At 58.0% G+C, this 24,439-nt stretch carries 21 protein-coding genes; 6 read left to right on the top strand and 15 right to left on the bottom strand.

Going from position 1 to position 24,439, the window contains the following annotated elements:
• Positions 1–43: 43 nt before the first annotated feature.
• From recC to rppH, 9 genes are all read right to left on the bottom strand, one after another.
• Positions 44–3,418, bottom strand: a complete 3,375-nt coding sequence (recC, locus tag KOSB73_RS23325) for an exodeoxyribonuclease V subunit gamma (RefSeq protein WP_004132693.1) — start codon at positions 3,416–3,418, stop codon at positions 44–46.
• Between the two features lie 12 nt (positions 3,419–3,430).
• Positions 3,431–3,754 (bottom strand): prepilin-type N-terminal cleavage/methylation domain-containing protein, encoded by a 324-nt coding sequence (locus tag KOSB73_RS23330; RefSeq protein WP_004132691.1) that lies wholly within the window; start codon positions 3,752–3,754, stop codon positions 3,431–3,433.
• A complete protein-coding gene (locus KOSB73_RS23335; RefSeq protein ID WP_024358547.1) occupies positions 3,739–4,146 on the bottom strand; it encodes a DUF2509 family protein in 408 nt (135 codons plus the stop codon). The genes KOSB73_RS23330 and KOSB73_RS23335 overlap by 16 nt, the downstream gene beginning before the upstream one ends.
• A complete protein-coding gene (locus tag KOSB73_RS23340) occupies positions 4,143–4,706 on the bottom strand; it encodes a prepilin peptidase-dependent protein (protein ID WP_004132688.1) in 564 nt (187 codons plus the stop codon). Before KOSB73_RS23340 ends, KOSB73_RS23335 begins: the two co-directional genes overlap by 4 nt.
• Entirely contained in the window at positions 4,697–5,164 is a 468-nt protein-coding gene (locus tag KOSB73_RS23345) for a prepilin peptidase-dependent protein (RefSeq protein ID WP_049099731.1), read from the bottom strand. The genes KOSB73_RS23340 and KOSB73_RS23345 overlap by 10 nt, the downstream gene beginning before the upstream one ends.
• Before the next feature lie 218 nt (positions 5,165–5,382).
• On the bottom strand, positions 5,383–6,177 hold the full coding sequence (gene thyA, locus KOSB73_RS23350) for a thymidylate synthase (RefSeq protein ID WP_004124584.1): 795 nt from the start codon (positions 6,175–6,177) through the stop codon (positions 5,383–5,385).
• A gap of 6 nt (positions 6,178–6,183) precedes the next feature.
• Complete coding sequence (gene lgt, locus KOSB73_RS23355) at positions 6,184–7,059, bottom strand: prolipoprotein diacylglyceryl transferase (RefSeq protein ID WP_004124587.1); 876 nt, start codon at positions 7,057–7,059, stop codon at positions 6,184–6,186.
• Between the two features lie 227 nt (positions 7,060–7,286).
• Entirely contained in the window at positions 7,287–9,533 is a 2,247-nt protein-coding gene (ptsP, locus tag KOSB73_RS23360; RefSeq protein WP_024358549.1) for a phosphoenolpyruvate--protein phosphotransferase, read from the bottom strand.
• Between the two features lie 12 nt (positions 9,534–9,545).
• Positions 9,546–10,076: an RNA pyrophosphohydrolase gene (gene rppH / locus KOSB73_RS23365; RefSeq protein WP_004124593.1), complete on the bottom strand. Its 531-nt coding sequence runs from the start codon at positions 10,074–10,076 to the stop codon at positions 9,546–9,548.
• A gap of 682 nt (positions 10,077–10,758) precedes the next feature.
• On the opposite strand from rppH, the gene mutH reads away from it, so the two are divergent.
• From mutH to KOSB73_RS23395, 4 genes are all read left to right on the top strand, one after another.
• A complete protein-coding gene (mutH, locus tag KOSB73_RS23380; RefSeq protein WP_098141065.1) occupies positions 10,759–11,451 on the top strand; it encodes a DNA mismatch repair endonuclease MutH in 693 nt (230 codons plus the stop codon).
• 85 nt (positions 11,452–11,536) lie between these two features.
• Positions 11,537–12,250, top strand: coding sequence for a TerC family protein (locus tag KOSB73_RS23385; protein ID WP_004132983.1), 714 nt, complete (start codon positions 11,537–11,539; stop codon positions 12,248–12,250).
• A 124-nt stretch (positions 12,251–12,374) separates the two neighbouring features.
• A complete protein-coding gene (locus tag KOSB73_RS23390) occupies positions 12,375–12,593 on the top strand; it encodes a YgdI/YgdR family lipoprotein (RefSeq protein WP_004105255.1) in 219 nt (72 codons plus the stop codon).
• Between the two features lie 236 nt (positions 12,594–12,829).
• On the top strand, positions 12,830–13,870 hold the full coding sequence (locus tag KOSB73_RS23395; protein ID WP_024358550.1) for an NADP(H)-dependent aldo-keto reductase: 1,041 nt from the start codon (positions 12,830–12,832) through the stop codon (positions 13,868–13,870).
• A 204-nt stretch (positions 13,871–14,074) separates the two neighbouring features.
• Here the strand turns inward: KOSB73_RS23395 and lplT are convergent, their stop codons facing one another.
• Both lplT and aas read right to left on the bottom strand, forming a co-directional pair.
• Complete coding sequence (gene lplT, locus KOSB73_RS23400; protein ID WP_024358551.1) at positions 14,075–15,268, bottom strand: lysophospholipid transporter LplT; 1,194 nt, start codon at positions 15,266–15,268, stop codon at positions 14,075–14,077.
• Positions 15,261–17,420, bottom strand: a complete 2,160-nt coding sequence (gene aas / locus KOSB73_RS23405; protein WP_098141067.1) for a bifunctional acyl-ACP--phospholipid O-acyltransferase/long-chain-fatty-acid--ACP ligase — start codon at positions 17,418–17,420, stop codon at positions 15,261–15,263. The genes lplT and aas overlap by 8 nt, the downstream gene beginning before the upstream one ends.
• Before the next feature lie 622 nt (positions 17,421–18,042).
• Here aas and galR point away from each other — a divergent pair.
• A complete protein-coding gene (gene galR / locus KOSB73_RS23420) occupies positions 18,043–19,059 on the top strand; it encodes an HTH-type transcriptional regulator GalR (protein WP_049090132.1) in 1,017 nt (338 codons plus the stop codon).
• Here the strand turns inward: galR and KOSB73_RS23425 are convergent.
• From KOSB73_RS23425 to KOSB73_RS23440, 4 genes are all read right to left on the bottom strand, one after another.
• Positions 19,020–19,499, bottom strand: a complete 480-nt coding sequence (locus KOSB73_RS23425) for a GNAT family N-acetyltransferase (protein ID WP_098141069.1) — start codon at positions 19,497–19,499, stop codon at positions 19,020–19,022. The genes galR and KOSB73_RS23425 overlap by 40 nt on opposite strands.
• Complete coding sequence (locus KOSB73_RS23430; RefSeq protein ID WP_004105268.1) at positions 19,496–20,269, bottom strand: GntR family transcriptional regulator; 774 nt, start codon at positions 20,267–20,269, stop codon at positions 19,496–19,498. Before KOSB73_RS23430 ends, KOSB73_RS23425 begins: the two co-directional genes overlap by 4 nt.
• A gap of 68 nt (positions 20,270–20,337) precedes the next feature.
• Entirely contained in the window at positions 20,338–21,765 is a 1,428-nt protein-coding gene (locus KOSB73_RS23435) for a glycoside hydrolase family 1 protein (RefSeq protein WP_024358554.1), read from the bottom strand.
• Positions 21,766–21,772: 7 nt separating this feature from the next.
• Positions 21,773–23,110 (bottom strand): PTS sugar transporter subunit IIC, encoded by a 1,338-nt coding sequence (locus tag KOSB73_RS23440; RefSeq protein WP_098141071.1) that lies wholly within the window; start codon positions 23,108–23,110, stop codon positions 21,773–21,775.
• Positions 23,111–23,414: 304 nt separating this feature from the next.
• Between KOSB73_RS23440 and KOSB73_RS23445 the strand changes: the two genes are divergently transcribed.
• A complete protein-coding gene (locus tag KOSB73_RS23445; RefSeq protein ID WP_162685340.1) occupies positions 23,415–24,416 on the top strand; it encodes a LacI family DNA-binding transcriptional regulator in 1,002 nt (333 codons plus the stop codon).
• Positions 24,417–24,439 lie beyond the last annotated feature (23 nt).

Raw genomic sequence — 24,439 nt, forward strand, 5'->3', positions numbered from 1 at the left:
AATGAACAGCCGTCCAGTGCGCAATTTTTATACTATTACAATGTTATTCGGACTGATGGAAACGAAACACCGGTAACAAATAACGCTGCGTTTGCGTCAGGATCTCTTCATAGTATTCTGGTTCCAGGGTGCGCCACAGGCGCTGATACCAGACGTCGGCGCCTTCACCGCTGACCACCATGTTCCCTTCATAAGCCTGAAGAAATTTACTGCGCGCTTTTTGCTGCGTCTCTTCGTCCATTAACATGACATCCTTTTCGGCGTCATAACAGACTTTTAGCCATGCGCCGCCGCTTTCCGGCAGCAGCAGCAGCGGTTTGGACATTCCCTGCAGGTAGCCGTCAACCAGATCGTTGAGGTAGCCCTGGGCCTGCTCCTGCGCCAGCGGAGGAAAACGCCACTCGCCCTCTTTACGCACAAACAGCCGACTTTCGCCGGTACCGCCGCTAGCACAATAGACAAGATGCTCCAGCCAAAGTTGCATCCCTTGGGCCACGCTTAATAGCGAAGGCCGCCAGCGCAGCAAACCGTCGGATTGTACCTGCTGCAGCCAGCCAGTTATGTTGACTCCGTTGCATTGCAGATCGATTTCCATGCTTTGCCCCGGCTGGCGGCAGGCGATTACCCGTTCGGCCAGGTTTTGCATCTCCTGACGCTGGGTTTCCCAGGCCAGCTCGCCGAAAGCGCCGTAGGGTAGCTCGCCGGCGGCGCGGAAACGGCGATACATCACCGAGGCGTCCTGCTCTTCAATCAGGGTGTTGAGCAGCTGCTGGTTCAGCTGATAGCGGCTCAGCCCTTCGAGGATAAAAGGTTCATCGTCGGGGATCTCGCTCTCCTCCGAGCGGAAATTCACCCGCAGCCGCTGCTGAAAGAAGGCGCGAACGGGGTGCTGCCAGAAGCGCAGCAGCTGTTCGAAAGGTAAGTGATCGATGTCCGGCGTCGGCAGCGGCTGGATGAACGCGCCGTGCGCTTCCCCCTGCTGGCTTGCGGCCGCCAGCCATTCCCGGGCATAGCTTTGATCTTCATTGGCCAGAAAATTAGCGGCATCGAAAGGCATGCGTGTATGCAGATGCGTGATGTGCTCTTTGACCCGCCGTTCACTGGCATCGCAGTCCAGCTCTTCGTCCCCTTCCAGGCAGTGGCTCTGGCCGATGTAGTCCGCCAGCTCCTGGACCAGAACGGAGGGATAGCGTTCACTGTTATCCTGAATAGAACGGCCGATATAGCTGATGTACAGTTTCTGCTCGGCCGACATCAGGGCTTCAAGAAACAGATAGCGGTCGTCATCGCGACGGCTACGGTCCCCGCGCTGCGGCTTCTGGCTCATTAAATCGAAGCCCAGCGGCGCCAGGGTGCGCGGATAAACGCCGTCGTTCATCCCCAGCAGGCAGACCACCTTGAAAGGAATCGAACGCATCGGCATCAGGGTACAAATATTGACCGGGCCGGCAAGAAAGCGCTGGCTGATACGCTGCTGATCGAGCCTCTGGGACAGCTCATCGCGGAGTAGCGACAGCGGTACCGTTTCGCCATACTGCGCGTCGACGCCGCCGTCAATCACCGCCTGCCACTGCTGTTCTATCAGCGCCAACGCGGCCTCCGTTTCGCTGTCCGGAAGGAAGAAGTCGTTTAGCAGGTCGCGGCATACCGGCAGCCACTCGGCTAATGGGCGATCCTGGGCCAGCCCGCGACGCCAGAGATTGAGCTGCATCAGCAGCGACGCCAGGTTGCCCACCAGCTCGGCGATAAGCCCGCTCGACTCATCATAAGGCAGAACCGAGCGCCACTCCCCTTCGCTGCTGTCCATGGCGTAGCCCAATAGCATACGCGTCAGACCAAAGCGCCAGGTATGCTGGCCGGTCGCCGGGAGGTCGAGCTCACGCACGTTGTCGTCATCCATTCCCCAGCGTACGCCGGATTCGTTAACCCACTGGCGCAGGTAGCGCAGCCCCTCTTCGTCGATGTTAAAGCGCGCGGCCAGTACCGGAACGTCGAGCAGCGCCAGCACGTCTTCGCTGGCGAAGCGGCTGTCGGGTAGCGAAAGGAGAGTGATAAACGCCTGCAGCGCCGGATGCGATTCGCGGGCGCGCCGGTCGGATATCGCCCACGGCAGCCAGCGCTCGCCGCTGGCGCTGCCGAAGACCGCCTGGATATAGGGGCTGTAGCTATCGATATCCGCCACCATGACGATAATATCGCGCGGGGTGAGTTCGGGATTCTCTTCCAGCATCGCCAGCAGCCGATCGTGCAGCACCTCAACCTCGCGCTGCGGGCTGTGACAGACATGAATCGTCAGGCTGCGGTCGTCCGCGGCCAGCAGCCGCTTGCTGCCGCTGTTGGCAAACTCCTCGGCGCTGCGCCCGGCCACCGCCGCATTGCGCAGCTCAAGAATATCCGCCTGCAGATTATGCAGCAGGTTATCCGGCGCGATATCGACAAAGGCGTCCAGCTCTTCATAGCGCTCAAGACCCGCCAGCAGATAAATATAGTCGCGCCCCAGCTTGCCCCAGGAGGCCAGCAGCGGATTACCCACATCCTGCTCCCCGGCGTCGTTGAACAGCCCCGGAGCCTGTTCCGTATCGCGAAACAGCGGCAACGCCCGCGTCGTTTCGCGGTGGTGGCGCCGCTGGCGGGACAGCAGCTTCGCGAGAAATGCCGGGTCTTTAATGTCGCCCCAGTAATAGCGACACGGGTTGGTGAAGAGGACATAGACGTCGACATGCTTACCCAACGCCTGTAGCGCCTGCAGGTATACCGGCGGCAGCGCCGAAATCCCGCAGATAAAGACTCGCGACGGCAGCCCGGCAGGCGGCTCTTCGGCCGCTTCAAGCGCGCTGATAAAGCGTTGGTACAAATTGGCGCGATGCCACAGCGGCTGGCCCAGCTCGGCGGTATATTCCACCAGCGCTTTCCACAGCGGCGCCTGCCACTCCTGCGCATCGCCCAGGCCGTCCACGCGCTGGTCGGCCTCCCAGCGCATCAGCCACTCGGGGCGATAAACCAGATACTGGTCATAGAGATCGGCGACTCTGGCGGCCAGTTGGAACAGCTTACGCTTGTCGCTATCGTCGTGCAGGTAGTGGCGCAGTAGCGTAAAGGATTCATCATCAAGCCGCTGCGGTAGCAGGGTCATCAGTTTCCAGCTCATACTTTGCTTGCTGAACGCGCTTTCTCCGGGAATATCTTTCAGTACCCGCACGAACATATCCCAGATAAAGCTGGCGGGCAGCGGGAACTCAATGTTGGCCGCGATGCCGAAGCGCTGCGCCAGCGTCATCTGCAGCCACTGCGCCATCCCGGTACTCTGCACCAGCACCATTTCCGGCATAAAAGGGTCATCCAGCCGCTGGCGCTCGACGATAAACTCCATCAACGCTTCAAGCACATCCAGACGGTTTGAGTGGTACACCCTTAACATATTCGCTCCTGGCTACTGACTGACCGGGCAATGCAGCCGGGTCATCTGCGCCCGCCTGGCTGCGGGCATGGTGATCGTTACCGTGATGCTGACACATCTTTGCACCGATGTCTGCATACGGGATATCTGGCGATTCGCGGGAATCACCGGTGGGCTAAGCTGAGCGAATCGCCACGCATCGCGCCACAGCTGACGGTACTGGTTGAGCTGCATAAAGCCGTTGGCCAGCCCGCGCTGATAGCCCGCCAGCGCGGTCACGGTCACGATCAGCAGCACCAGCGCCAGCAGCGTTTCCGGCAGGCTAAACCCTCTCTGCCGCCTCAGGGCATCTGACATAAGCTCGCCTCCTTTAACGGACAAAAATCGCTCCAGCCGTGAGGCGAAAAGCGGACCCTGTTTTGTTCAACCGCGCCGGTTTGCCACAGCAGCATGTCGCCGCTGCCGCCGATCAGCAACACCGAGGCGTCGCTGAAGATCCGCAGGCAGGCGCGCCAGCCGAGCGCGACCTCCTGCTGACAGCTCACCGCTTCCCGCAGCGGCCAGGAGAGCCCCTTCCCCCACTGCAGCGCGGAATGCGCGCCGGCGGCATCGCGAAGCGCCTGCGTTTCGCTGGCCGTCTGCGCTAACAGCGAACGCTGCTGCTGGTTCAGCCCCTGGAGTAATAAACTGCCGAGCGCTAACAGCAGCAGCACCATCAGTAGCGAAGAGAGCCCGCGCTGGCGATTCACAGGTTATATCCCGTCACGGCGTATTCCGCCCGCGCGCGGATTTGCGGGTCGGCGACCGAGTGCGCCGCCAGCGTAATCGATAATTCCGGCGAGAAGCCCGCCCTCTCCAGGCGCGTCACCTGAAACGCGGTGACCTGAATCGCCGCCGGGTTGGTCATTTTCTCCCAGCCCTTACCGCTACAGGCGCTAGCTCCGCGCAGGGTTTCCAGCGCGCCGTCGCGCAGGCGGAACCCGGTGGTATCCGCTTCCGACGGCGGCGCGCTATTCCAGACGCCATCGCTGTTGCCGTCCCAACTCACCAGCAGGCAATCACCGCCGCCTGCGATATATAGCGCCTGCCCGCGACAGAAGCCACGGCAATAGCCGGCGCGCTGCAGATGCTTCGCTACGGTGTAGATTCGCTGCCAGAGCTCGTTTTCCAGCGACTGCTGGCGGGTCTGGCGAAGCGTAGCCCACTGCAGCGCCGGGAGAAAACGCGCGCTGCCGAGCAGCAGCACGGAGCTGATAGCCATCGCGATCAGCGTTTCCGGTAGCGAAAAACCGCGGCATGTTACAGGCATGATGCCGTCTCCTCGCCGCGACAGAGGCGGATTCGTCCCCAATTTGAAACGATTATGTTCCAGCCGCCGGCCGCGCTTTGCAGGCGGATATGTCCGGCCCAGGCGGTATTACGCAGGCCATAAAATCCCAGCCCCGGCGTCATCGCGCTGAGCGAAACCTCCGGCCAGAGCGGTTGCAGCGTGAAAGCGTTCCTGACGCTACAGTCGGCCATCGGCCCGCTGGCGCTCAGGCACCAGCCCGCCGCGCCCTGGCCGATGCTTAACACTCTATCGCGGTTGTGCCAGTTGGCGTCATCGCGTAGCAGCACCAGGTAGTCGCGGACCTGACAGGCGGTTTGCCACAGGCGCTGCTGCCGTTGCCAGCTCTGCCAGCCGTACAGCCCGCTGGCGCCAAGAATGACGACCACGACCATCGTGACCAGGGTTTCAATCAGGGTGTAGCCATGTTCTCTGTTCATGGCCCGAGTATGCGCAGCATTGAGGCTTTATTCGAACGGTAAAATACGGGTTTGCGTCGCGCTTCGGAGAGTATTTATGGTATTGCAACGGGTTGCAGAGACGCAGGAAACCTGCTCGCAAAAACGCCGTCTGGCAGTGGGTTACCGCGCCGTTTGGCCTGGCTGGCGCATAAAAAAACCGGCGCTCGCAGGCGCCGGTTTTCGTCGTCACTTCCGGGTTAAATCGCCACTGGCGCTTTAATCCCCGGGTGCGGGTCGTAGCCTTCGATTTCGAAGTCTTCAAAACGGTAGTCGAAAATCGAAGCCGGCTTGCGTTTGATGACCAGCTTCGGCAGCGCGCGCGGTTCGCGGCTCAGCTGCAGGTGCGTCTGCTCCATGTGGTTGCTGTACAGGTGCGTGTCGCCGCCGGTCCAGACAAAGTCGCCCACTTCGAGGTCGCACTGCTGCGCCACCATATGCACCAGCAGCGCGTAGCTGGCGATATTAAACGGCAGGCCGAGGAACACGTCGCACGAGCGCTGATAGAGCTGGCAGGAGAGCTTGCCGTCGGCGACGTAGAACTGGAAGAACGCGTGGCACGGGGCCAGCGCCATTTTGTTCAGCTCGCCGACGTTCCATGCCGAGACGATAATCCGACGCGAATCCGGGTCGTTTTTCAGCTGTTCCATCACCGTGCTAATCTGGTCGATATGACGGCCGTCCGGCGCGGGCCAGGAACGCCACTGCTTGCCGTAGACCGGCCCCAGATCGCCGTTTTCATCCGCCCACTCGTCCCAGATGGTGACGTTGTTTTCGTGCAGATACGCCACGTTGGTGTCACCCTGCAGGAACCACAGCAGTTCATGGATGATGGAGCGTAAATGACAGCGCTTGGTCGTCACCAACGGGAATCCTTCCTGCAGGTTAAAACGCATCTGGTGGCCGAAGATAGAGACGGTGCCGGTACCGGTGCGGTCATTTTTTTGCGTGCCCTCGTCGAGCACTTTCTGCATCAAATCAAGATACTGTTTCATGGTTCCTCAAGAATTTTGTTGCTGCGGACGACAACGGTACGCCCAGACCATCATGATGATACCCGCAAGCACCATCGGGATCGAAAGAATCTGCCCCATGCTGATGTACTGTACCCAGCCGCCGGTGAACTGCGCATCGGGCTGGCGGAAGAACTCCACGATGATGCGGAACAGACCGTAGCCAATCAGGAACAGACCGGAAACCGAACCGGCCGGACGCGGCTTGCGGATAAACAGGTTCAGGATCAGGAACAGCACGACGCCTTCCAGCGCCAGCTCATAGAGCTGCGAAGCGTGACGCGGCAGCGCGCCGTAGGTATCGAACAGCGATTGCCACTCAGGATGCGACGGCAGCAGCGCCAGATCTTCCGCCCGAGAGCCGGGGAAAATCATGGTGTAGTGGAAGTTCGGATCGACGCGGCCCCACAGTTCGCCGTTAATAAAGTTGCCCAGACGCCCGGCGCCGAGGCCAAACGGAATCAGCGGCGCAATGAAGTCGGAAACCTGGAAGAAGGTGCGCTTGGTGCGTTTGGCGAAAATGATCATCACCAGAATCACGCCGATCAGGCCGCCGTGGAAGGACATACCGCCGTCCCAGACGCGGAACAGATAGAGCGGATCGTCGAGGAACACCGGCAGGTTGTAGAAGAAGACATAGCCAAGACGCCCGCCGAGGAAAACCCCGAGGAAGCCGGCGTACAGCAGGTTTTCCACTTCGTTTTTTGTCCAGCCGCTGCCCGGACGATTGGCCCGACGGGTGGCCAGCCACATCGCAAAAATAAACCCGACCAGGTACATCAGGCCGTACCAGTGGAGGGAGACCGGTCCAATGGAAAAAATTACCGGATCAAACTCCGGAAAATGCAGGTAGCCACTATTCATCTGTCACCATAAACACTTGTTATTCCGCCGAAAGTGGACAGCGGGGATCGTTCGCGCGCGTTTGAAACGGGCGCTCCAAAGGCTGCGAATGATAGCATAAGCGCGAAGGGCGATCCGCGCCGGACATGTAAAAGATATGTATACGAATGCGAATACGCGGCTGAGCATTCCCGGAGGCGGCGCGCTGCGCCTGTCCGGGCTACCCAACCCGCAAACTGTAGACTCCGCTACCGGCCGCCGCGAATCAGGCCGCCGAGTCCGCGTCGCTCCATAAAAGCCGCGACCTGATGGCGCACTTCGGCGGTCATCTGCGCGTCCAGGCTACGTTGGGAAAGCTCCTGAGCCTCATTAATATCGATACGCCGCAGCAGATATTTCACCCTCGCCACCGAACGACCGTTCATCGACAGATGGCGATAGCCCATCCCGATCAGGATCGTCACGCACATCGGATCGCCCGCCATTTCGCCGCACAGGCGCAGGTCGATACCAAAACGCTCGGCGTCGCGGGCAATCATCGCCAGCGCCCGCAAAACGCCCGGATGCAGGCTGTCGTACATACTGGCGACCCGGGTATTGTTGCGATCCACCGCCAGAATGTACTGGGTCAGGTCGTTGGTGCCAACGGAGATAAAATCGACGCGATTCGCCAGCTGCGGCAGCATAAACACCATCGACGGCACTTCCAGCATCACGCCGAGACGCGGACGGGGAATGGCGTAGCCGATCATCTCTTCCACTTCGCGGCTGGCGCGATCGATCAGGCGACGGGCCTCATCCACTTCATCGAGACTGGTGACCATCGGCAGCAGGATACTGAGGTTTCCGGTCGCCGCGTTGGCGCGCAGCATCGCGCGGACCTGCACCAGAAAGATCTCCGGCTGATCGAGCGTGATCCGAATTCCGCGCCAGCCAAGGCACGGATTCTCTTCGCTGATCGGCATATACGGCAGCTGTTTATCCGCCCCGATATCCAGCGTGCGCAGGGTGACCGATTTCTCGTTGAACATCTGCAGCATGCCCTGATACTGGGCAACCTGCTCCTCTTCAGACGGGAAGCCGCTTTGCAGCATAAAGGGGATTTCGGTACGGTAAAGGCCGATACCGTCGACGAAATTGCCGAGCTTTTCTTCGTGCTCAGGGCTGAGGCCCGCGTTGAGCATCACTTTTACCCGCTCGCCGCTTTTCAGTTCAGAAGCGCGTTCAAGATCGTCCTCAGCCAGGCGACTAAGCTCGTTCTCTTCGCTGATCAGGCGCTGATACTCTTGCAGCAGCACCGGCTCCGGGTCGACCAATAGCTCGCCGCGATAGCCGTCGACAATCAGGGTATGCCCGTGCAGCAGCGAAGGCTGAATATCCGCGCCCATTACCGTCGGGATCCCCAGCGCGCGCACCATAATCGCGGCATGCGAGTTGGCCGCGCCATCGCGCACCACCACGCCGGCTAAACGATCCTGAGGAACCTCCGCTAAGGTGGTGGCCGACAGTTCATCCGCCACCAGTACGATACGCTCCGGCCAGGTGTTTGGCCCCTGAATACTATCATCAAGATGGAAAAGCAGCCGCTGGCCCAGCGTGCGCAGATCGCCCGCGCGCTCTTTCAGATAGCCGTCGCTGAGCGCGGCAAACTGTTCGGCAAACTTCTCGATAATCTTCTTCACCGCCCATTCGGCCACCGCGCCTTTATCGACTTCGGCGAACAGTTCGCGGCGCAGACGCGCGTCGGAAAGCAGGTGCGAATAGAGGTCAAAGATGGCCGCCGTCTCTTTTTGCGCGCCGGCAGCGTAGCGCTTGCTGTAGCGGCGAAATTCGTTCGCCGCCTCTTCCAGCGCGCCAGTCAGCCGCTCGCGCTCGGAAGCGGTATCGAGCGTCGAGGCTTCATACACCTGCTCCATCAGCGGCAGGCTGACGTCCATCCAGCCTTCGGCAATCGCCACGCCTGACGAAGCGGGCAGCGCGCGGATGCGGGTCTGACGATATTGACCAAACAGCGCGTTTAGCTGGGACTGAGAGAGAATGCCGGCGATTTGCGTAGCCAGGGTGACCAGAAATGACTCTTCGCTTTCATCAAACTGGCGCAGTTCGCGCTGCTGTACGACCAGCACGCCGAGCAGCTGACGCCGCTGGATAATCGGCACGCCGAGGAAGGCGCGAAAACGGCCCTCTTTTACTGCGGGAATGTATTTAAAGCTGGGGTGCTTTTGCGCGTCGGCGAGGTTAATGGGTTCCGCCAGGCGGCCCACCAGGCCCACCAGACCTTCGTCAAAAGCGAGCGCAACGATGCGCCCGCGGGGCTTTTTCAACCCGCGCGTCGCCATCAGGTAATAACAGCGTCGGTCATTGTCAGCCAGATAAACCGAACAGACTTCCGTCTCCATCGCGGCGCAGATATCGGTGACCAGGATATCCAGCGCCTCGTTTAAACGCGGCGCACTCGCGACCTTCTCGACTATTTCTCGCAACCGAGTGAGCATAATGTGCGTGGCTTAACCTCTTTTACGTCGATATGCAGGCGCGCTTTGCGGCTTAGGCGTGCTTTCCGCCAGCGCCATTGTGACGCTGGCGAACTCTTTCATCACCCTGCGGTATACGTCGCGCTTAAACGACACCACCTGGCGCACCGGGTACCAGTAGCTTACCCATCGCCAGCCATCAAACTCAGGTGTACTGCTGGTTTGCATATTGACATCCGCATCGCTGCCGATCAATTGCAGGAGAAACCACTTCTGTTTCTGGCCGATACATACCGGCTTTGTGTCCCAACGCACCAAACGTTTAGGCAATTTGTAACGCAACCAGTTACGGGTTGAAGCAAGGATCCGCACATCTTTACGGCTTAACCCCACTTCTTCGAACAATTCCCGATACATCGCCTGCTCTGCTGATTCTCCTGGATTTATGCCCCCTTGCGGGAACTGCCACGAGTGCTGACCATAGCGCCTGGCCCACATAACCTGGCCCTGGCGATTACAGATTACAATACCGACATTTGGGCGGTAGCCATCGTCATCAATCACCGGACTACCTCAAAATAAGCTTCAATGTGAATGATTGTTTCACACTCGCTGGAAACGGTAAACCACTCTGTGAGAGCGATGAGTTCGAATAACATTTGAATAACTCACAGTAATACCCAGAGTTATAAACAGCGAAAGCCATACCCGGACGATTTTATTCACTTTTTCTGTGGATAGAGTTGTGAAGAAGTATGGAATTAACCAGGGAAAACCCGGAATCATCCGAACGGCGTAGTCATAACCCTTAATAATAATGACCTAATTTTCATTATGTTAGCATGTTTAAATTTCATAATTCACAGTATAACGTGATGATCATCACATAAGCGATCCTGGAACTGATGAAAGATCGAGCAATGTTGGTTTTATCCACAGATTACGCAAGCGAGCTGGGCATATTTTGTCTAAAAACTCGATTTTCCTCTCACGTCAAGGCTGTAAATGGAAACAGTAGTGGGGCTTTTCCCCAGTTATCCCATTTTTCTGTGGATAACAGGGTGTAAGATCCTGTTCATTGTCGGTGACCAGTTCTGGAAAACCCCGTTTCACCATTTTCACCGCGGCAAAAAAACGAAAAAAAAGTCATACGAATCATCAAATTGTCATACTTACTCAAGAAAAGGTAAACTCTATCCACAACGGATGAAATTACTGCTCACTTTTTAGTCAGAGGTTTTACGTTATGCCGACCATCGCGCCGCTCTTATCCCCTCCGCAAAGCCAGGAGCAGCTTCTGGCTCAGGCGCAGCAGCTGGCAGGCTATTCGCTGGGTGAACTGGCCCAGCTTGCCGGGATTCCGATTCCGCTCGATTTAAAACGCGATAAAGGCTGGATCGGCATTCTGCTGGAGATATGGCTGGGCGCCAGCGCAGGCAGCAAGCCGGAGCAGGATTTCGCCGCCCTCGGCGTCGAGCTGAAAACGATCCCCATCGATTCTTCAGGCCGCCCGCTGGAAACCACCTTCGTCTGCGTCGCGCCGCTCACCGGCAACAGCGGCGTGACCTGGGAGAGCAGCCACGTGCGCCATAAGCTCAAGCGCGTGCTGTGGGTGCCGGTAGAGGGCGAGCGTACGATCCCTTTGGCCGATCGCCGCGTCGGCGCTCCGCTGCTGTGGAGCCCCAGCGAAGAAGAAGATCGCCAACTGCGGATGGACTGGGAAGAGCTGATGGATCTGATCGTGCTTGGCCAGGTCGAACGCATTACCGCCCGCCACGGCGAAGTGCTGCAGCTGCGCCCGAAAGCGGCAAACAGCAAAGCGCTGACCGAGGCCGTAGGCGCCCGCGGCGAGCCGATCCTCACCTTACCGCGCGGTTTCTACCTGAAGAAAAACTTTACCGCCGCCCTGCTGGCCCGCCATTTTCTTCTCTCCTCCTAAATAACGGCCTGCAGATGATTATTTTTTTGTTCTGTCGTGACGGTTGCATATAATCGCATCTTTCTATTTTGCAGGACTTTGAACGATGTTATTTGCATGGGTAACCGATCCTAACGCCTGGCTGGCGCTTGGTACGCTGACGCTGCTGGAGATAGTGCTCGGGATCGATAATATTATTTTCCTCTCTCTGGTGGTCGCTAAGCTGCCCACGGCGCAACGGGCTCACGCTCGCCGCATTGGGCTAATGGGTGCGATGATCATGCGTCTGGCGCTGCTGGCGTCAATCGCGTGGGTCGTCAAGCTCACCAATCCGCTCTTTACCGTGCTAGGCCAGGAGATCTCGTTTCGCGATCTGATCCTCCTGCTGGGCGGGCTGTTCCTGATCTGGAAGGCGAGTAAAGAGATTCACGAATCGATCGAAGGTGAAGAAGAAGGGCTGAAAACCAACGTCCATTCCTTTATGGGCGCCATCGTGCAGATTATGCTGCTGGATATTATTTTCAGTCTTGATTCGGTGATCACCGCCGTCGGGCTATCAGACCATCTGTTTATCATGATGGCGGCAGTGGTCATCGCGGTGCTGGTGATGATGGTCGCCGCCCGTCCGATAGGCGATTTTGTTGACCGCCATCCGTCGGTGAAAATGCTGGCGCTGTCGTTTTTGATCCTCGTCGGCTTCACGCTGATGCTCGAAAGTTTCGACGTGCACGTGCCGAAAGGCTACATCTATTTCGCGATGTTCTTTTCGATTGCGGTTGAAAGTCTCAACCTGCTGCGCAATAAAAAAAATCCGCTGTAGCCCGCTAAAATGCAGCCCTGAAACGGGCTGCAATCCTTTTTTAAGACTTAACTGCTTTTTATGTCTCATAAATCAGGCTATTAATATACTGGTACGAGGTGCGGCTATAATAGGGGTGATAACGATGAAAAAATGGGCAGTATTGATTTCCGCCGTAGGACTGGCGTTCTCGGTTTCCGGTTGCAGCAGCGATTACGTCATGGCAACCAAAGATGGTCGCATGATTCTGACCGACGGTAAGCCCGCCATAGATGACGATACCGGCCTTATCAGCTACGAAGATCAGCAGGGTAATAAAATGCAGATCAATCGTGACGACGTTTCGCAGATTATTAAACGTTAAGACCCGCCGACAGGCAGCGATGTCTCCTTTATCGCCGGGTTGAGCAGCTTTCATTATTCTTCAGATTTAAGAAAAGAGTCGGGACATACCGGATCTGCCCGCCAGGATTAAGCGGGCCGGAGCGCGTCAACCCGGCTTTTTTGATTTTTTACTTCCCCTTTTTCTCCCCCTCTGCCATTTTTATATTCCTTTGTCGGGGAACGCCTGACCTTGTTGATAAAAAAAGGAAGCCGGCTATGCAGTATCACCGTATCCCACACAGTTCTCTTGAGATCAGCACGCTGGGGCTGGGCACAATGACGTTTGGTGAGCAGAATAGCGAGGCAGACGCGCACGAGCAGCTTGATTACGCGGTTAGTCAGGGCATTAACCTGATTGATGTCGCTGAAATGTATCCCGTCCCGCCGCGCCCGGAAACCCAGGGCCTGACGGAAACCTACGTCGGCAACTGGCTGGCGAAGCGCGGCAATCGCGAAAAGCTGGTTGTCGCCTCTAAAGTCAGCGGCCCTGCCCGCAATAACGACAGCAGCATTCGTCCTGACCACAAGCTGGATCGCAAAAACATCCGCGATGCGCTGCACGACAGCCTGAAGCGTCTGCAGACCGATTATCTCGACCTCTATCAGGTCCACTGGCCGCAGCGCCCGACCAACTGTTTCGGCAAGCTGGGCTACACCTGGGCCGATTCCGCGCCGGTCGTCACCCTGCTGGATACGCTGGACGCGCTGGCCGAATTCCAGCGCGCCGGTAAGATTCGCTATATTGGCGTCTCCAACGAAACGGCGTTTGGCGTGATGCGCTATCTCCATCTGGCGGATAAGCACGATCTGCCGCGCATCGTGACGATTCAGAACCCGTACAGCCTGGTGAACCGCAGCTATGAAGTGGGGCTGGCGGAAGTCAGCCAGTATGAGGGCGTTGAGCTGCTGGCCTATTCCTGTCTGGCGTTCGGTACGCTGACCGGGAAATACCTCAACGGCGCGAAACCGGCGGGCGCGCGCAATACGCTGTTCAGCCGTTTTACGCGCTACAGCGGCGAGCAAACGCAAAAAGCAGTGGCGGCCTATGTCGATATCGCCAGGCGGCACAATCTTGATCCGGCGCAGATGGCGCTGGCCTTCGTGCGTCGTCAGCCTTTTGTCGCCAGCACCCTGCTCGGCGCAACGACCATGGAGCAGCTTAAGACCAATGTCGAAAGCCTGCATCTGGATCTGAGCGCAGAGGTTTTAGCCGAGATTGAAGCGGTGCATCAGGTTTATACCTACCCGGCGCCGTAAGGCCGTAAAAGCGCCCGGATTGCGGCTAACTCCTTATCCGGGCTACTCCCTCTGCGCTTAGCCGGGGATATTTCCCGTACCCGGGCGACGAAATTGCGCAACCGCGCTGGCCGCTTTCCCGGAGGCGATGCTGCGCATCTGTCCGGGCTACACGTTCGTGCGGTTTTGTAGCCCGGGCAGGCGCAACGCGCCGCCTCCGGGAGATTATTTACGCCGTCCCCAAATCCACAGGGCGGCGATCGCCAGAGCAAACACCGTACCAAAGCCAATCCCCACGCCGACGACAGGAATGCCGATGCTCACCGCCAGCGAATAGAGGCCCAGCATCAGCAGCATCGCCACGTTTTCACCGAGGTTTTGCACCGCGATAGCGTTACCCGCGCCGACCGTATGTTTGCCGCGCTCCTGAAGCAGCGCGTTCAGCGGCACGATAAAGAAGCCCCCGAACGCCCCGAGCAGCAGCAGCAGAGCAAACGCCGGCAGCAGCGCCTGCTGGATGGCGAAAAAGATAACCGCCACGCCAATCAATATCCCGGCAGGCATACAGCGCGACACCGTTTCCAGCGTCACCAGCTTCGCCGCCGCGCCGGCCCCCAGTACGATCCCCACCGCCACCATCGCGTTAAGGTAAGTCGGCATGGCGTTGCTGGTAATGCCCAGCGCCACCGGGACCCACAGCACCAGCAGAAAGCGCAGCGTCACGCCCGCCCCCCAGAACAGGCTGGTGCCGACTAACGAAAAGCGCGTCTCACCGTTGCGCCATAGCGTCGTACAGGCGCTAAAGAAGCTGTGGGTCATCGGCCTGAAGCGCCACGACTGTCCGGGGCGAGCCGCCGGCAGCTTCGGGATCCACAGGTTGGCGACCACCGCCCCGGCGTACACCACCGCGCAGACGCTGAGCGCCGCCACGACGTGCCAGTCGGCGAGGATACCGCCCGCCATTGAGCCGAGCAGGATCGCCGCAATGGTCGATGACTCCATCAGGCCGTTCGCTTTCACTAACTTATCGCCGGTGGTCAGCTCGCCGAGAATGCCGTATTTAGCCGGAGAATAGGCGGCGGCGCCGATACCCACCAGCGTATAGCCAATAAACGGATTCACGCCGAAGCAGATACAGCCCGCGCCGACCAGCTTCAGGCCGTTAGCCGCCATCATTACCCGCCCTTTGGCAAAGCTATCGGCAAACTGTCCGACAAACGGCGCGAAGAGAATGTAAGCGCCCACAAACAACATCTGTAATACCGGCTGGCTCCACTCCGGATAGAACAGCTGCTTCATCAGCGCCAGGGTAGCGAACAGCAGCGCGTTATCGCCAAACGCCGAAAGAAACTGGGCGCAGATAACCGCCATCATCCCTTTCGAATACAGCGAACCGTTAGTGTGTACTGACTCACTCATCCGAATCTTCCGTCTGTTCAACCATGCCTTTAAGGGTGACAAAGTCCGGCTTGCCGCTGCCCAGAACCGGGAGCTGCTTGAGCCAGCGAATGTCGCGCGGTACCGCCAGCTCCGGTACGCCGTGTTCACGGGCATAGCGCAGCAGTTTTTCACGATTCATTTCATTATCGGTAGTAAACAGCACCAGCGCCTCGCCTTTGCTGGCATCCTGTTTAATCGCCGTAGCGTGCATTTTGTCCGGCGAAACCGCCAGCGCCACCTGTTCGACCATCTCCAGCGACACCATCTCACCGGCGATTTTGGCAAAGCGCTTCGCGCGGCCCTGAATCCGCACGTAGCCCTGCTCGTCAAAGCTGACGATATCTCCGGTGTCGTACCAGCCGGCCTCAACTTCGCCGTGCTGATTTTCCGCCGCTGGCGCTTCCAGTACCCCAGGATTTTCCACCCGCAGATAGCCGTTCATAATGTTTGGCCCTTTAAGCTGCAAACGGCCCCCTTCTTCAATTCCCGGCATCGCCAGCAGACGCGCATCCATCCCCGGCAGAATGCGGCCAACGGTGCCCACTTTCGCCGCCATCGGCACGTTGATCGAGACTACCGGCGCGCATTCGGTGACGCCGTAGCCTTCAAGAATGCGCAGACCAAACTTGTCCTGCCAGATCTGCTTCGTGCTCTCCTGCAGCTTCTCCGCCCCGGCGACAACGTAGCGCAGGCGGTAAAAATCATACGGATTCGCGAAGCGGGCGTAGTTGGCAAGGAAGGTGGAGGTGCCGAACAGCACGGTACAGTTTCGGTCGTACACCAGCTCCGGCACCACGCGATAATGCAGCGGGCTGGGATAGAGGAACACTTCCGCGCCGGTAAACAGCGGCGTCAGTAGGCCAACCGTCAGGCCAAAGGAGTGAAACAGCGGCAGCGCCGACATAAAGCGGTCGTTCGCGGTAAAGTCGGCAATGGTTTTAATTTGTTCGACGTTGGCCAGCAGGCTTTTATGGCTATGCACCACCCCTTTCGGATTGCCTTCCGAGCCGGAGGTAAAGAGGATCATCGCCGCGTCTTCCGGCTGCTGCTTAACCTGAGCCAGCTTCGGCATCATCAGGTGAGCAAAAATCCACAGCTTATCGACGGCGGTGACGTCGCCTTTTAAATCTTCGAGGAACACCCAGCGCACCTGGGTCAGCTGCTCCGGCAGGTGCCAGAGTTTGCCTTTATCGAGGAAGGTGCGTGAGGTAAAGATGGTTTTGATTTCCGCGGCGGTAATGGCGCTGCTCAGGCCTTTGACCCCGGCGGTATAGTTCATCATCGCTGGGATCCGCCCGCGGGCAATCGCGCCGAAAATCACCGCCGCGCTAATTCCGGCGTTCGGCAACATCAGGCCGATTTTTTCGCCCTGGGCGCTGTATTTTTCCAGAATGCGCGCCACGAAGAGGGTTTTGGTCAGCAGCTTACGGTAGGTGTCCGGCTGAAAATTGATATCTTCCACGCAGTTTTTGCGCGCGCCGAAGCGGTCCTGGGCCGCCAGCAGCGACTCATACAGCGTTTCGCGCGGGCGCACCGCCATCCGCGCTTCCATCATGATCTGATGCAGCATTTCACCGGCAATTTTACGCCGCTCGCGGGCGCGAGGCGCATCGGGCATTGGCAGATGCGTCGGCGGCAGCAGGTGCAGCTGAATGCGCGGGAACAGACGGCGTTTGACCAGCCCTTTCAGGCGGCTGAAGGGAGTTAATTCAGCACCTTCGATTCTCAGCGGCACAATAGTCGCCTGTGACTTCGCCGCCACAAAGGCGGCGCCGTCGTAAATTTTCATCAGTGAACCGCTCACCGAGATTCGCCCTTCCGGGAAAATCACCACCGGACGCCCCTGCTCAATCAGGCGGACCAGATGCTTTATCGACATCGGTTTGGTCGGGTCCAGCGGCACAAAATCAATAATCGGCTTTAGCGCGCGCATAAACCAGCGATCGCTGATTGAGGAATAGACCGCGAAGACCGGGCGCACCGGCAGGAAAAGCGCCAGCAGTACGCCGTCAATAAAAGAGACATGGTTTGGGGTGATCAGTACCTTTTGCTGGTACAACGCCTGCGTGTCACCGGTAAGCCTTACCCGATACAATCCTTTGAAAAGCAGTCTAAAAAATCCCAAAAGCATAACAACTCCGTTTGACCGGTTAATCAGTCAAAGCAGGTTACATGAGAAGGGGCGGAAAATGCACCAGGAGGAGCGGAATTCAGGACAAAAAAAACCTGCGCATCCGCGCAGGTCGGTGCAAGATAATCAGTACGAAAAGCGTACTTAAAAAACTCACCAATCAATACCTCTGGGATCCTGATTGTCTCGTTTTTTCCGCCGCTGGCGCCAGCCATAAAACGCAAGTGAATGAGCCTAAGTGCAACCAGTTATTACTTTTTTCGCGAACTGTAACAATGGCCAACGGCGGGCAAAAAAAAACCTGCGCATCTGCGCAGGCTGGTGTAATTAAGTGGTCAACCTGAAGTTGACTCCACCTATCAATACCTCTGGGATAGCCAGAGTATCAATGCAATGAATGGGTAAACCAGCGAACATTCGCAACAGCCAATCGCAAAGTGTAAGCAAAGGTGTGAATTGTCGTTTCCCGGAATCATTCTCCGCTCGCCTGTGGGTAACTATTTCACCCGCAACGCTAATCTGCGTCACAATTGCATGAACCCAAAAGTCGCAAGCCTTGAATCTGCCGCGCTTTCCCGTAACATAAACGTTATGTAAACGCTTACCCTAAAAAAGGCCTGGTATGGCGACTATTAAGGATGTAGCCCGGCTCGCAGGAGTTTCCGTCGCTACCGTCTCCCGCGTTATCAACAATTCACCGAAAGCCAGCGAAGCGTCGCGCCAGTCGGTAGGCGCCGCGATGGAAACGCTAAATTATCATCCCAACGCCAACGCCCGCGCGCTGGCGCAGCAGTCAACGGAAACCGTCGGCCTGGTGGTAGGTGATGTCTCCGACCCCTTCTTCGGCGCGATGGTGAAAGCCGTCGAGCAGGTCGCCTACAATACCGGTAATTTTTTGCTGATCGGTAACGGCTATCACAACCTCCATAAAGAGCGCCAGGCGATCGAACAGCTGATTCGCCACCGCTGCGCCGCGCTGGTGGTCCACGCCAAAATCATCCCCGATGACGAACTGGCCTCGCTGATGAAGCAAATTCCCGGCATGGTGCTGATTAACCGCATCCTCCCCGGCTTCGAGCAGCGCTGCGTTGCGCTGGATGACCGCTACGGCGCATGGCTCGCGACCCGCCACCTGATTCAGCAGGGGCACACCCGCATCGGCTATCTCTGCTCAAACCACGCTATTTCCGATGCCGAAGACCGCCTGCAGGGCTACTACGCGGCGTTAAAAGAGAGCGATCTGCCGTGTAACGATCGCCTGGTGACCTTTGCCGAACCCGATGAGAGCGGCGGAGAACAGGCCATAACCGAGCTGCTGGGCCGCGGCAGAAACTTCAGCGCCGTCGCCTGCTATAACGACTCAATGGCCGCCGGCGCAATGGGCGTATTAAACGATAACGGGATTGATGTGCCGCGCGAGATTTCGCTGATTGGCTTTGATGATGTGCTGATTTCGCGCTACGTGCGCCCGCGTTTGACCACCGTACGCTATCCGATTGTCACCATGGCGACGCAGGCCGCGGAGCTGGCGTTAGCGCTGGCGGAACATCGCCCGCCGCCGGAGATTACCCACCTTTTCAGCCCCACGCTGGTCCGCCGTCACTCGGTGATTGCGCCTCTCGAGAGCGATAAATCGTAGCGGTATAAACTGACGGCGACGGCCGGATAATCCAGGCCTTCGCCGATATACTGCCAGCCGAAACGTTCATAAAAATCGCGGCAGGCGGAGTAGAGAAACAGCTCGCTATAGCCCTGCGTTCGGGCATAGCCGATAACGTGCTGCTGTAGTTTCCCCGCCACCCCCCGCCCGCGCGCTTCAGGAGCCACGTAGAGCGCCGCCATCCACGGATAGAGATCCTGACGGCTGATTAAATCGCAGCGCCACAGGCCGACGGTGCCCAGCAGCATCTCCCCTTCAGCGGCAATAAAGGTTATCGGCAGCGCCCCCGGGGTCTGGCTATGCCCGACAATGCTGGCGAAGAACGCCTGCGGCAGCGTTTCACCGCCAAAAGCCTGCCATAGCCATTCCGTCACCCGTGAAGCGTGCTGCGGCGCGGCGTGGAGGGGCTGAATGATCACACCAGCTTCCCCTGAAAAATTGGGACCGATTCAAACAGATAGCCGTCAAAGTCCGGCGCGTCTTCATCGGAGAGCTCCAGCAGGCTGTTTTTGACGTTTTCAAGATGCTGCCACATTGCCTGCCAGGCCCCCATCACATCGCGTCGGCGCAGAGCGGCGAGGAGCGTTTGCCGGTCGCCGAGCCACTTCAGCCGGTACGCCCGGCTGGCGATATGCACGTTGAACTGCTGCCACAGCGGGCTGCTGTCCATCTGCAGCCAGATACGCTCGACCGTCGCCAGCAGCATCTGATTTTGCGTCGCCCCGGCCAGCACCAGGTGAAACAGACGGGCGTTATCCTGGCTGGTATCGTTGGCGGCAATGGCCCGCTGCTCCTGCTCGATAATGCGCTTCAGGTTATCGATATCGGCGCGGGTCGCCATTTTGGCAGCAAAGGCGGCGATATTGCTCTCCAGCAGCTGGCGGGCCTGCAGGATTTCGAACGGCCCGACGTCGCTACTCAGCATCTGTTCTTCCTCGCTATCGTCCTCGTGCGGGATGCGCATGACATACACCCCGGAGCCCTGGCGAATATCGACCGTCCCCTGCAGCTCCAGCATCAGCAGCGCTTCGCGGACGATGGTCCGGCTCACGCCGTAGGTCTCGGCGATATTGCGTTCCGGCGGCAGGCGCGACCCGATGGGGTAGCGCCCCTGCGCAATCTGTGCGCGTAAATCATCACCTATTTCCTGGTAGGGTTTCTTTTCCGGCGGAATGATAGCCTTCTCCACAATATCACCTGTGCGTTATGAACCTGCGAGTCAATATCGGCCGCTATCTTAGCAAAATTTCCGTCCGCCTAGCGCCACTCATCGTCAATATCCAGCGTCAATTCGCGACTCTCGCCTAGCTTACGGAACCAGCTGGCGGAAGCCTTGGGCCGCCGGGCACGATTATTTTGTAAATCGATTTCAATCAGCCCGTAGCGATTTTTAAACGCGTTCATCGGCGAAACGTTGTCGGTAAAGGCCCACAGCATGTAGCCGTGACAGTTGGCCCCCGCTTCCCTCGCGCGCAGCGTTTGCCACAGATGCTCGCTGATAAAACGGATCCGGTAGTCGTCGGCGATGGCGCCTTCGCGATTGCGAAACTGCCCTTCGTTTTCCACGCCCATGCCGCTTTCCGCCACAAACCACGGAATATTGCGATAGTCCTGCTTGATCCGCATCGCCATATCAAAAACGATTTGCGGATAAATTTCCCAGCCGCGAGAGCTATTCATCCGCCGCCCCGGTAGCTCAAAGGGCTCATAATAGTAAGCCGGGTGGAACGGCGTCTGCGGATGCCAGGCGCGCGAGGGGGCTTTGACGCGATGCGGGTAGTAAAGGTTAATCCCCAGCTCATCGACGGTGTTTTCGCGGATAAGCGCCAGCTCTTGCGCGTCATAATCCCATGAGACGTGGTGCTGTTCGAGCAGGGTCAACAGCTCGGGCGGGTAGACGCCGTGGACCAGCGGATCGAGGAAAACCCGGTTATAAAACAGATCGTAGCGTTCGGCGGCGCGAACGTCGTGCGGCGCGTTTGAACGCGGGTAGGTGACCTCCGGGTTAAGAATGCAGCCGACCGTGCCGCGATAGCCTTTCTCGCGAAACAGCCGGACCACTTTTGCCGTCGCCAGCACCTTGTGGTGATTCCACTGCATCCAGGTGCCGGTGTTCTGCTCGTAAGGCCAGCGCAGCGCATCCAGATAAACGCGGGTCTGCACGACGATCGGTTCATTGAAGGTAAACCAGCGCGTGACTTGGTGGTGATAGCGGGCGAACACTTTCTCCGCGTACTGCACAAACAGCTCAACCACCTTTTTCGACGCCCAGCCGCCGTACTGCTCCAGCAAATAGCCGGGAAGTTCATAATGCTCAAGGCAGATCATCGGCTCGATGCCGTTGGCCAGCAGTTCATCGAAGAGCTGGTCGTAGTACGCCGCATAGTCTTCATCGACCGTGACGTTTTCATAGTCGGTGAGAAAGCGCGACCAGTTAATCGACGTGCGGTAGTGGGTCAGCCCCGCCAGCTTCATCAACTGCACGTCTTCGCGAAAGCGGTTTATAAAATCGGTCGCCACCGCCGGGCCGTAGCCGTTATGCCAGACGTGGCGGTCGTTTTTGTACCACAGATCCGGCCAGGAGTCCTGGCCCTCTTTTTTGCCGCTCCAGCCCTCGGTTTGCCACGCCGAAGCGGCGGCGCCGAGGATAAAGTCGTGGGGGATCGCCATCCTTACTGTCGTCATCGTGTCCTCATATCTGTTGGCTGGTGGGAGTGTTTTCCGCCTGGCGCTGGGCGTTTTCCGCGCGTCGGGAGGCAATTTTGACGAACGGCAGATAGATCAGCACCGCGGTCAGAATGCAGATAAGCTGCGTCACCACCGCGCCCATCGAACCCGCCGTGGAGAGCCAGGCGTTGATCAGCGGCGGGGTGGTCCACGGCACCATCACCACCGCTTTACCGGCAAAACCGGCGGCGGTTGCGAAGTAGCCGATGCTGCCGGTCACCAGCGGCGTGATAATAAAGGGGATCGCGAGGATCGGGTTGAGCATGATCGGCATGCCGAAAATCACCGGTTCGTTGATGTTGAACAGGCCCGGTCCAATCGACAGCTTGGCGATCTCTTTCATCTCTTTACGTTTGGTGGCAATCATCACCGCGATCAGCAGGCCAATCGTCAGTCCCGATCCGCCAATGCTCATATAAACATCCCAGAACGGCATGGTGATGATATTCGGCACCTCTTTGCCCTGCTCAAAGGCGCTCATATTGACGGTGATCGCTCCCAGCAGCAGCGGTTCGCGGATCGGTTTGATCATCTGGTTGCCGTGGATGCCGATAACCCAGAACAGCTGCGCGACAAACATCAGCAGCAGGATCCCCGGCAGGCTTTGCACCACGCGTTCCAGCGGCTGCTGCACCACCTGATAGACCGCGTCATACAGGTACATGCCGGTGGCCTGATGGAAAATAAAGCCAAAGGTGGCAATCACCGTGGTGGTGATAATGGCCGGGATCAGCGCGGAAAATGACGCCGAGACGTTGGGCGGCACGGTATCCGGCATCTTGATCTTCAGCCCCTTGCGGCCCTCCAGCCAGCAGTAGATCTCCACCGACAGAATGGCGATAAACATGCCGAGGAACAGGCTGCGGGTATCAGAAAACTGGCGCAGCAGCACATCTTTCACTTCATGCATTTGGCCGTCGACCATCATCTCGACGGTGGTCGGCGTGACGCAGATAAAGCAGATCACCGCCAGCAGACCGGGGAACAGGCTCTTGATGCCGTTAATCCGCCCCAGTTCGATGCCGATAAGAAAGACCGCGCCAATATTGAGAAAGTTAAGGGTGGCGTAATTGATGGCGCTGGTAATGGGTTTCAGCGCCGCCAGAAACGAGAGCGCCTGAAAGCTGGCGAGCCCGTTTTTCGGATCCAGCACCATATTGGAAATCAGCACCGAAAAGGCGCCAACGATGATCACCGGCATCAGGGTAATAAAAGCGGATTTTATCGCCATGATATAGCGGTAGCTGTTGAATTTCGTGGCGAAACTCCCCAGTGAGTCGATCAGTTTGTCCTGCAATGCCATAGAGGATACCTCAGGTTTAAGGGCTTATAGCGCACCAGGTGTACAGCCAAACACCTATTGGCATACCAAAAAATAGCGACTGGTGAAAATAAGTTCTGTGATTAAGCTCCCAACCCGCTCATTGGTATTCCAGAAAGGCGATAATTGGCATACCGCATTGGCGGTTTTACTTTCCACCCGATCAATTCCTGTAAAAGCGTGATCGCGATGGTTTTTTTGCCGCGCCATGAGGCCATATCCCCCTGAATGTCTGTGATAAACTGCGGGTTACCACGTGATATCAGGAATCGGATGAATGGCTACAATGCTGGATGTCTCAATTCGCGCAGGCGTCTCTAAAGCGACGGTTTCCCGCGTGTTGAACGGCACGGGTCAGGTGAAAGAGAGCACCCGCCAACAGGTTTTTAAGGCGATGGAAGAGCTGGGCTATCGGCCTAACTTTCTCGCCCGCTCGCTGGCGAACCGCACCAGCAACAGCATCGGTCTGGTGGTTTCCACCTTTGACGGCTTCTATTTTGGTCGCCTGCTGCAGCAGGCCTCCCGCCAGACGGAAGCCTGGGGCAAACAGCTGATCGTCACCGACGGCCACGATGCGCCGGAGCGTGAAGAAGAGGCGGTGCAGATGCTGGCCGATCGCCAGTGCGACGCCATCGTGCTCTACACCCGCCATATGAGCGAAAAGAAGATCATGTCGCTGATTGAGTCCATCGCCATGCCGCTGGTGGTGATTAACCGCGACGTTAGCCAGGCGCGGGAGCGCTGCGTGTTCTTCGAACAGCAGGATGCGGCGTTCCAGGCGGTGGAGTACCTGATTACCCAGGGCCATCGCGATATTGCCTGTTTAACCGTGCCGATGCACACGCCGACGGGCAAAGCCCGCCTGGAAGGGTATCGTAACGCGCTGAAAAAGCACGGCATCAAGTGGGATCCGGCGAAGGTGAAATACGGTGACTCCACCATGAGCCGCGGCTATGAGCTGTGCTGCGAGCTGCTGGAAGAGAAGACGCCGTTTAGCGCGCTGTTTTCCTGTAACGATGATATGGCGCTGGGCGCGTCGAAAGCGCTGCATCAGGCAGGGCTGCGGATCCCGCAGGATATTTCGCTGTTTGGTTTTGATGACGCGCCGAGCGCGAAATGGCTGGAGCCGGGGCTATCGACGGTCTATTTGCCGATCGACAACATGATCACCACCGCTATCGATCAGGCCATTAAGCTTGCCAACGGTCAGCCGATCGAGACCATACCGCCGTTTACCGGCAAGCTGGTGCTGCGCGAGTCGGTGACAACCGGCCCGTATTACACATAATTAGCTGGAATCGCCCGGTGGCG

It is taken from the genome of Klebsiella grimontii (genome assembly GCF_900200035.1).
Classification (GTDB): Bacteria; Pseudomonadota; Gammaproteobacteria; order Enterobacterales; family Enterobacteriaceae; genus Klebsiella; species Klebsiella grimontii.

What these genes read in the sequence shown, in the direction of transcription:
- lgt (WP_004124587.1), bottom strand. Translation starts at nt 7,059, where the DNA reads ATGAATAGTGGCTACCTGCATTTTCCGGAGTTTGATCCGGTAATTTTT.
- lplT (WP_024358551.1), bottom strand. Translation starts at nt 15,268, where the DNA reads ATGAGTGAGTCAGTACACACTAACGGTTCGCTGTATTCGAAAGGGATG.
- KOSB73_RS23345 (WP_049099731.1), bottom strand. Translation starts at nt 5,164, where the DNA reads ATGAACAGAGAACATGGCTACACCCTGATTGAAACCCTGGTCACGATG.
- KOSB73_RS23330 (WP_004132691.1), bottom strand. Translation starts at nt 3,754, where the DNA reads ATGTCAGATGCCCTGAGGCGGCAGAGAGGGTTTAGCCTGCCGGAAACG.
- KOSB73_RS23440 (WP_098141071.1), bottom strand. Translation starts at nt 23,110, where the DNA reads ATGGCATTGCAGGACAAACTGATCGACTCACTGGGGAGTTTCGCCACG.
- KOSB73_RS23390 (WP_004105255.1), top strand. Translation starts at nt 12,375, where the DNA reads ATGAAAAAATGGGCAGTATTGATTTCCGCCGTAGGACTGGCGTTCTCG.
- KOSB73_RS23340 (WP_004132688.1), bottom strand. Translation starts at nt 4,706, where the DNA reads ATGCCTGTAACATGCCGCGGTTTTTCGCTACCGGAAACGCTGATCGCG.
- mutH (WP_098141065.1), top strand. Translation starts at nt 10,759, where the DNA reads ATGCCGACCATCGCGCCGCTCTTATCCCCTCCGCAAAGCCAGGAGCAG.
- KOSB73_RS23395 (WP_024358550.1), top strand. Translation starts at nt 12,830, where the DNA reads ATGCAGTATCACCGTATCCCACACAGTTCTCTTGAGATCAGCACGCTG.
- thyA (WP_004124584.1), bottom strand. Translation starts at nt 6,177, where the DNA reads ATGAAACAGTATCTTGATTTGATGCAGAAAGTGCTCGACGAGGGCACG.
- KOSB73_RS23385 (WP_004132983.1), top strand. Translation starts at nt 11,537, where the DNA reads ATGTTATTTGCATGGGTAACCGATCCTAACGCCTGGCTGGCGCTTGGT.
- KOSB73_RS23445 (WP_162685340.1), top strand. Translation starts at nt 23,415, where the DNA reads ATGCTGGATGTCTCAATTCGCGCAGGCGTCTCTAAAGCGACGGTTTCC.
- aas (WP_098141067.1), bottom strand. Translation starts at nt 17,420, where the DNA reads ATGCTTTTGGGATTTTTTAGACTGCTTTTCAAAGGATTGTATCGGGTA.
- ptsP (WP_024358549.1), bottom strand. Translation starts at nt 9,533, where the DNA reads ATGCTCACTCGGTTGCGAGAAATAGTCGAGAAGGTCGCGAGTGCGCCG.
- recC (WP_004132693.1), bottom strand. Translation starts at nt 3,418, where the DNA reads ATGTTAAGGGTGTACCACTCAAACCGTCTGGATGTGCTTGAAGCGTTG.
- KOSB73_RS23435 (WP_024358554.1), bottom strand. Translation starts at nt 21,765, where the DNA reads ATGACGACAGTAAGGATGGCGATCCCCCACGACTTTATCCTCGGCGCC.
- galR (WP_049090132.1), top strand. Translation starts at nt 18,043, where the DNA reads ATGGCGACTATTAAGGATGTAGCCCGGCTCGCAGGAGTTTCCGTCGCT.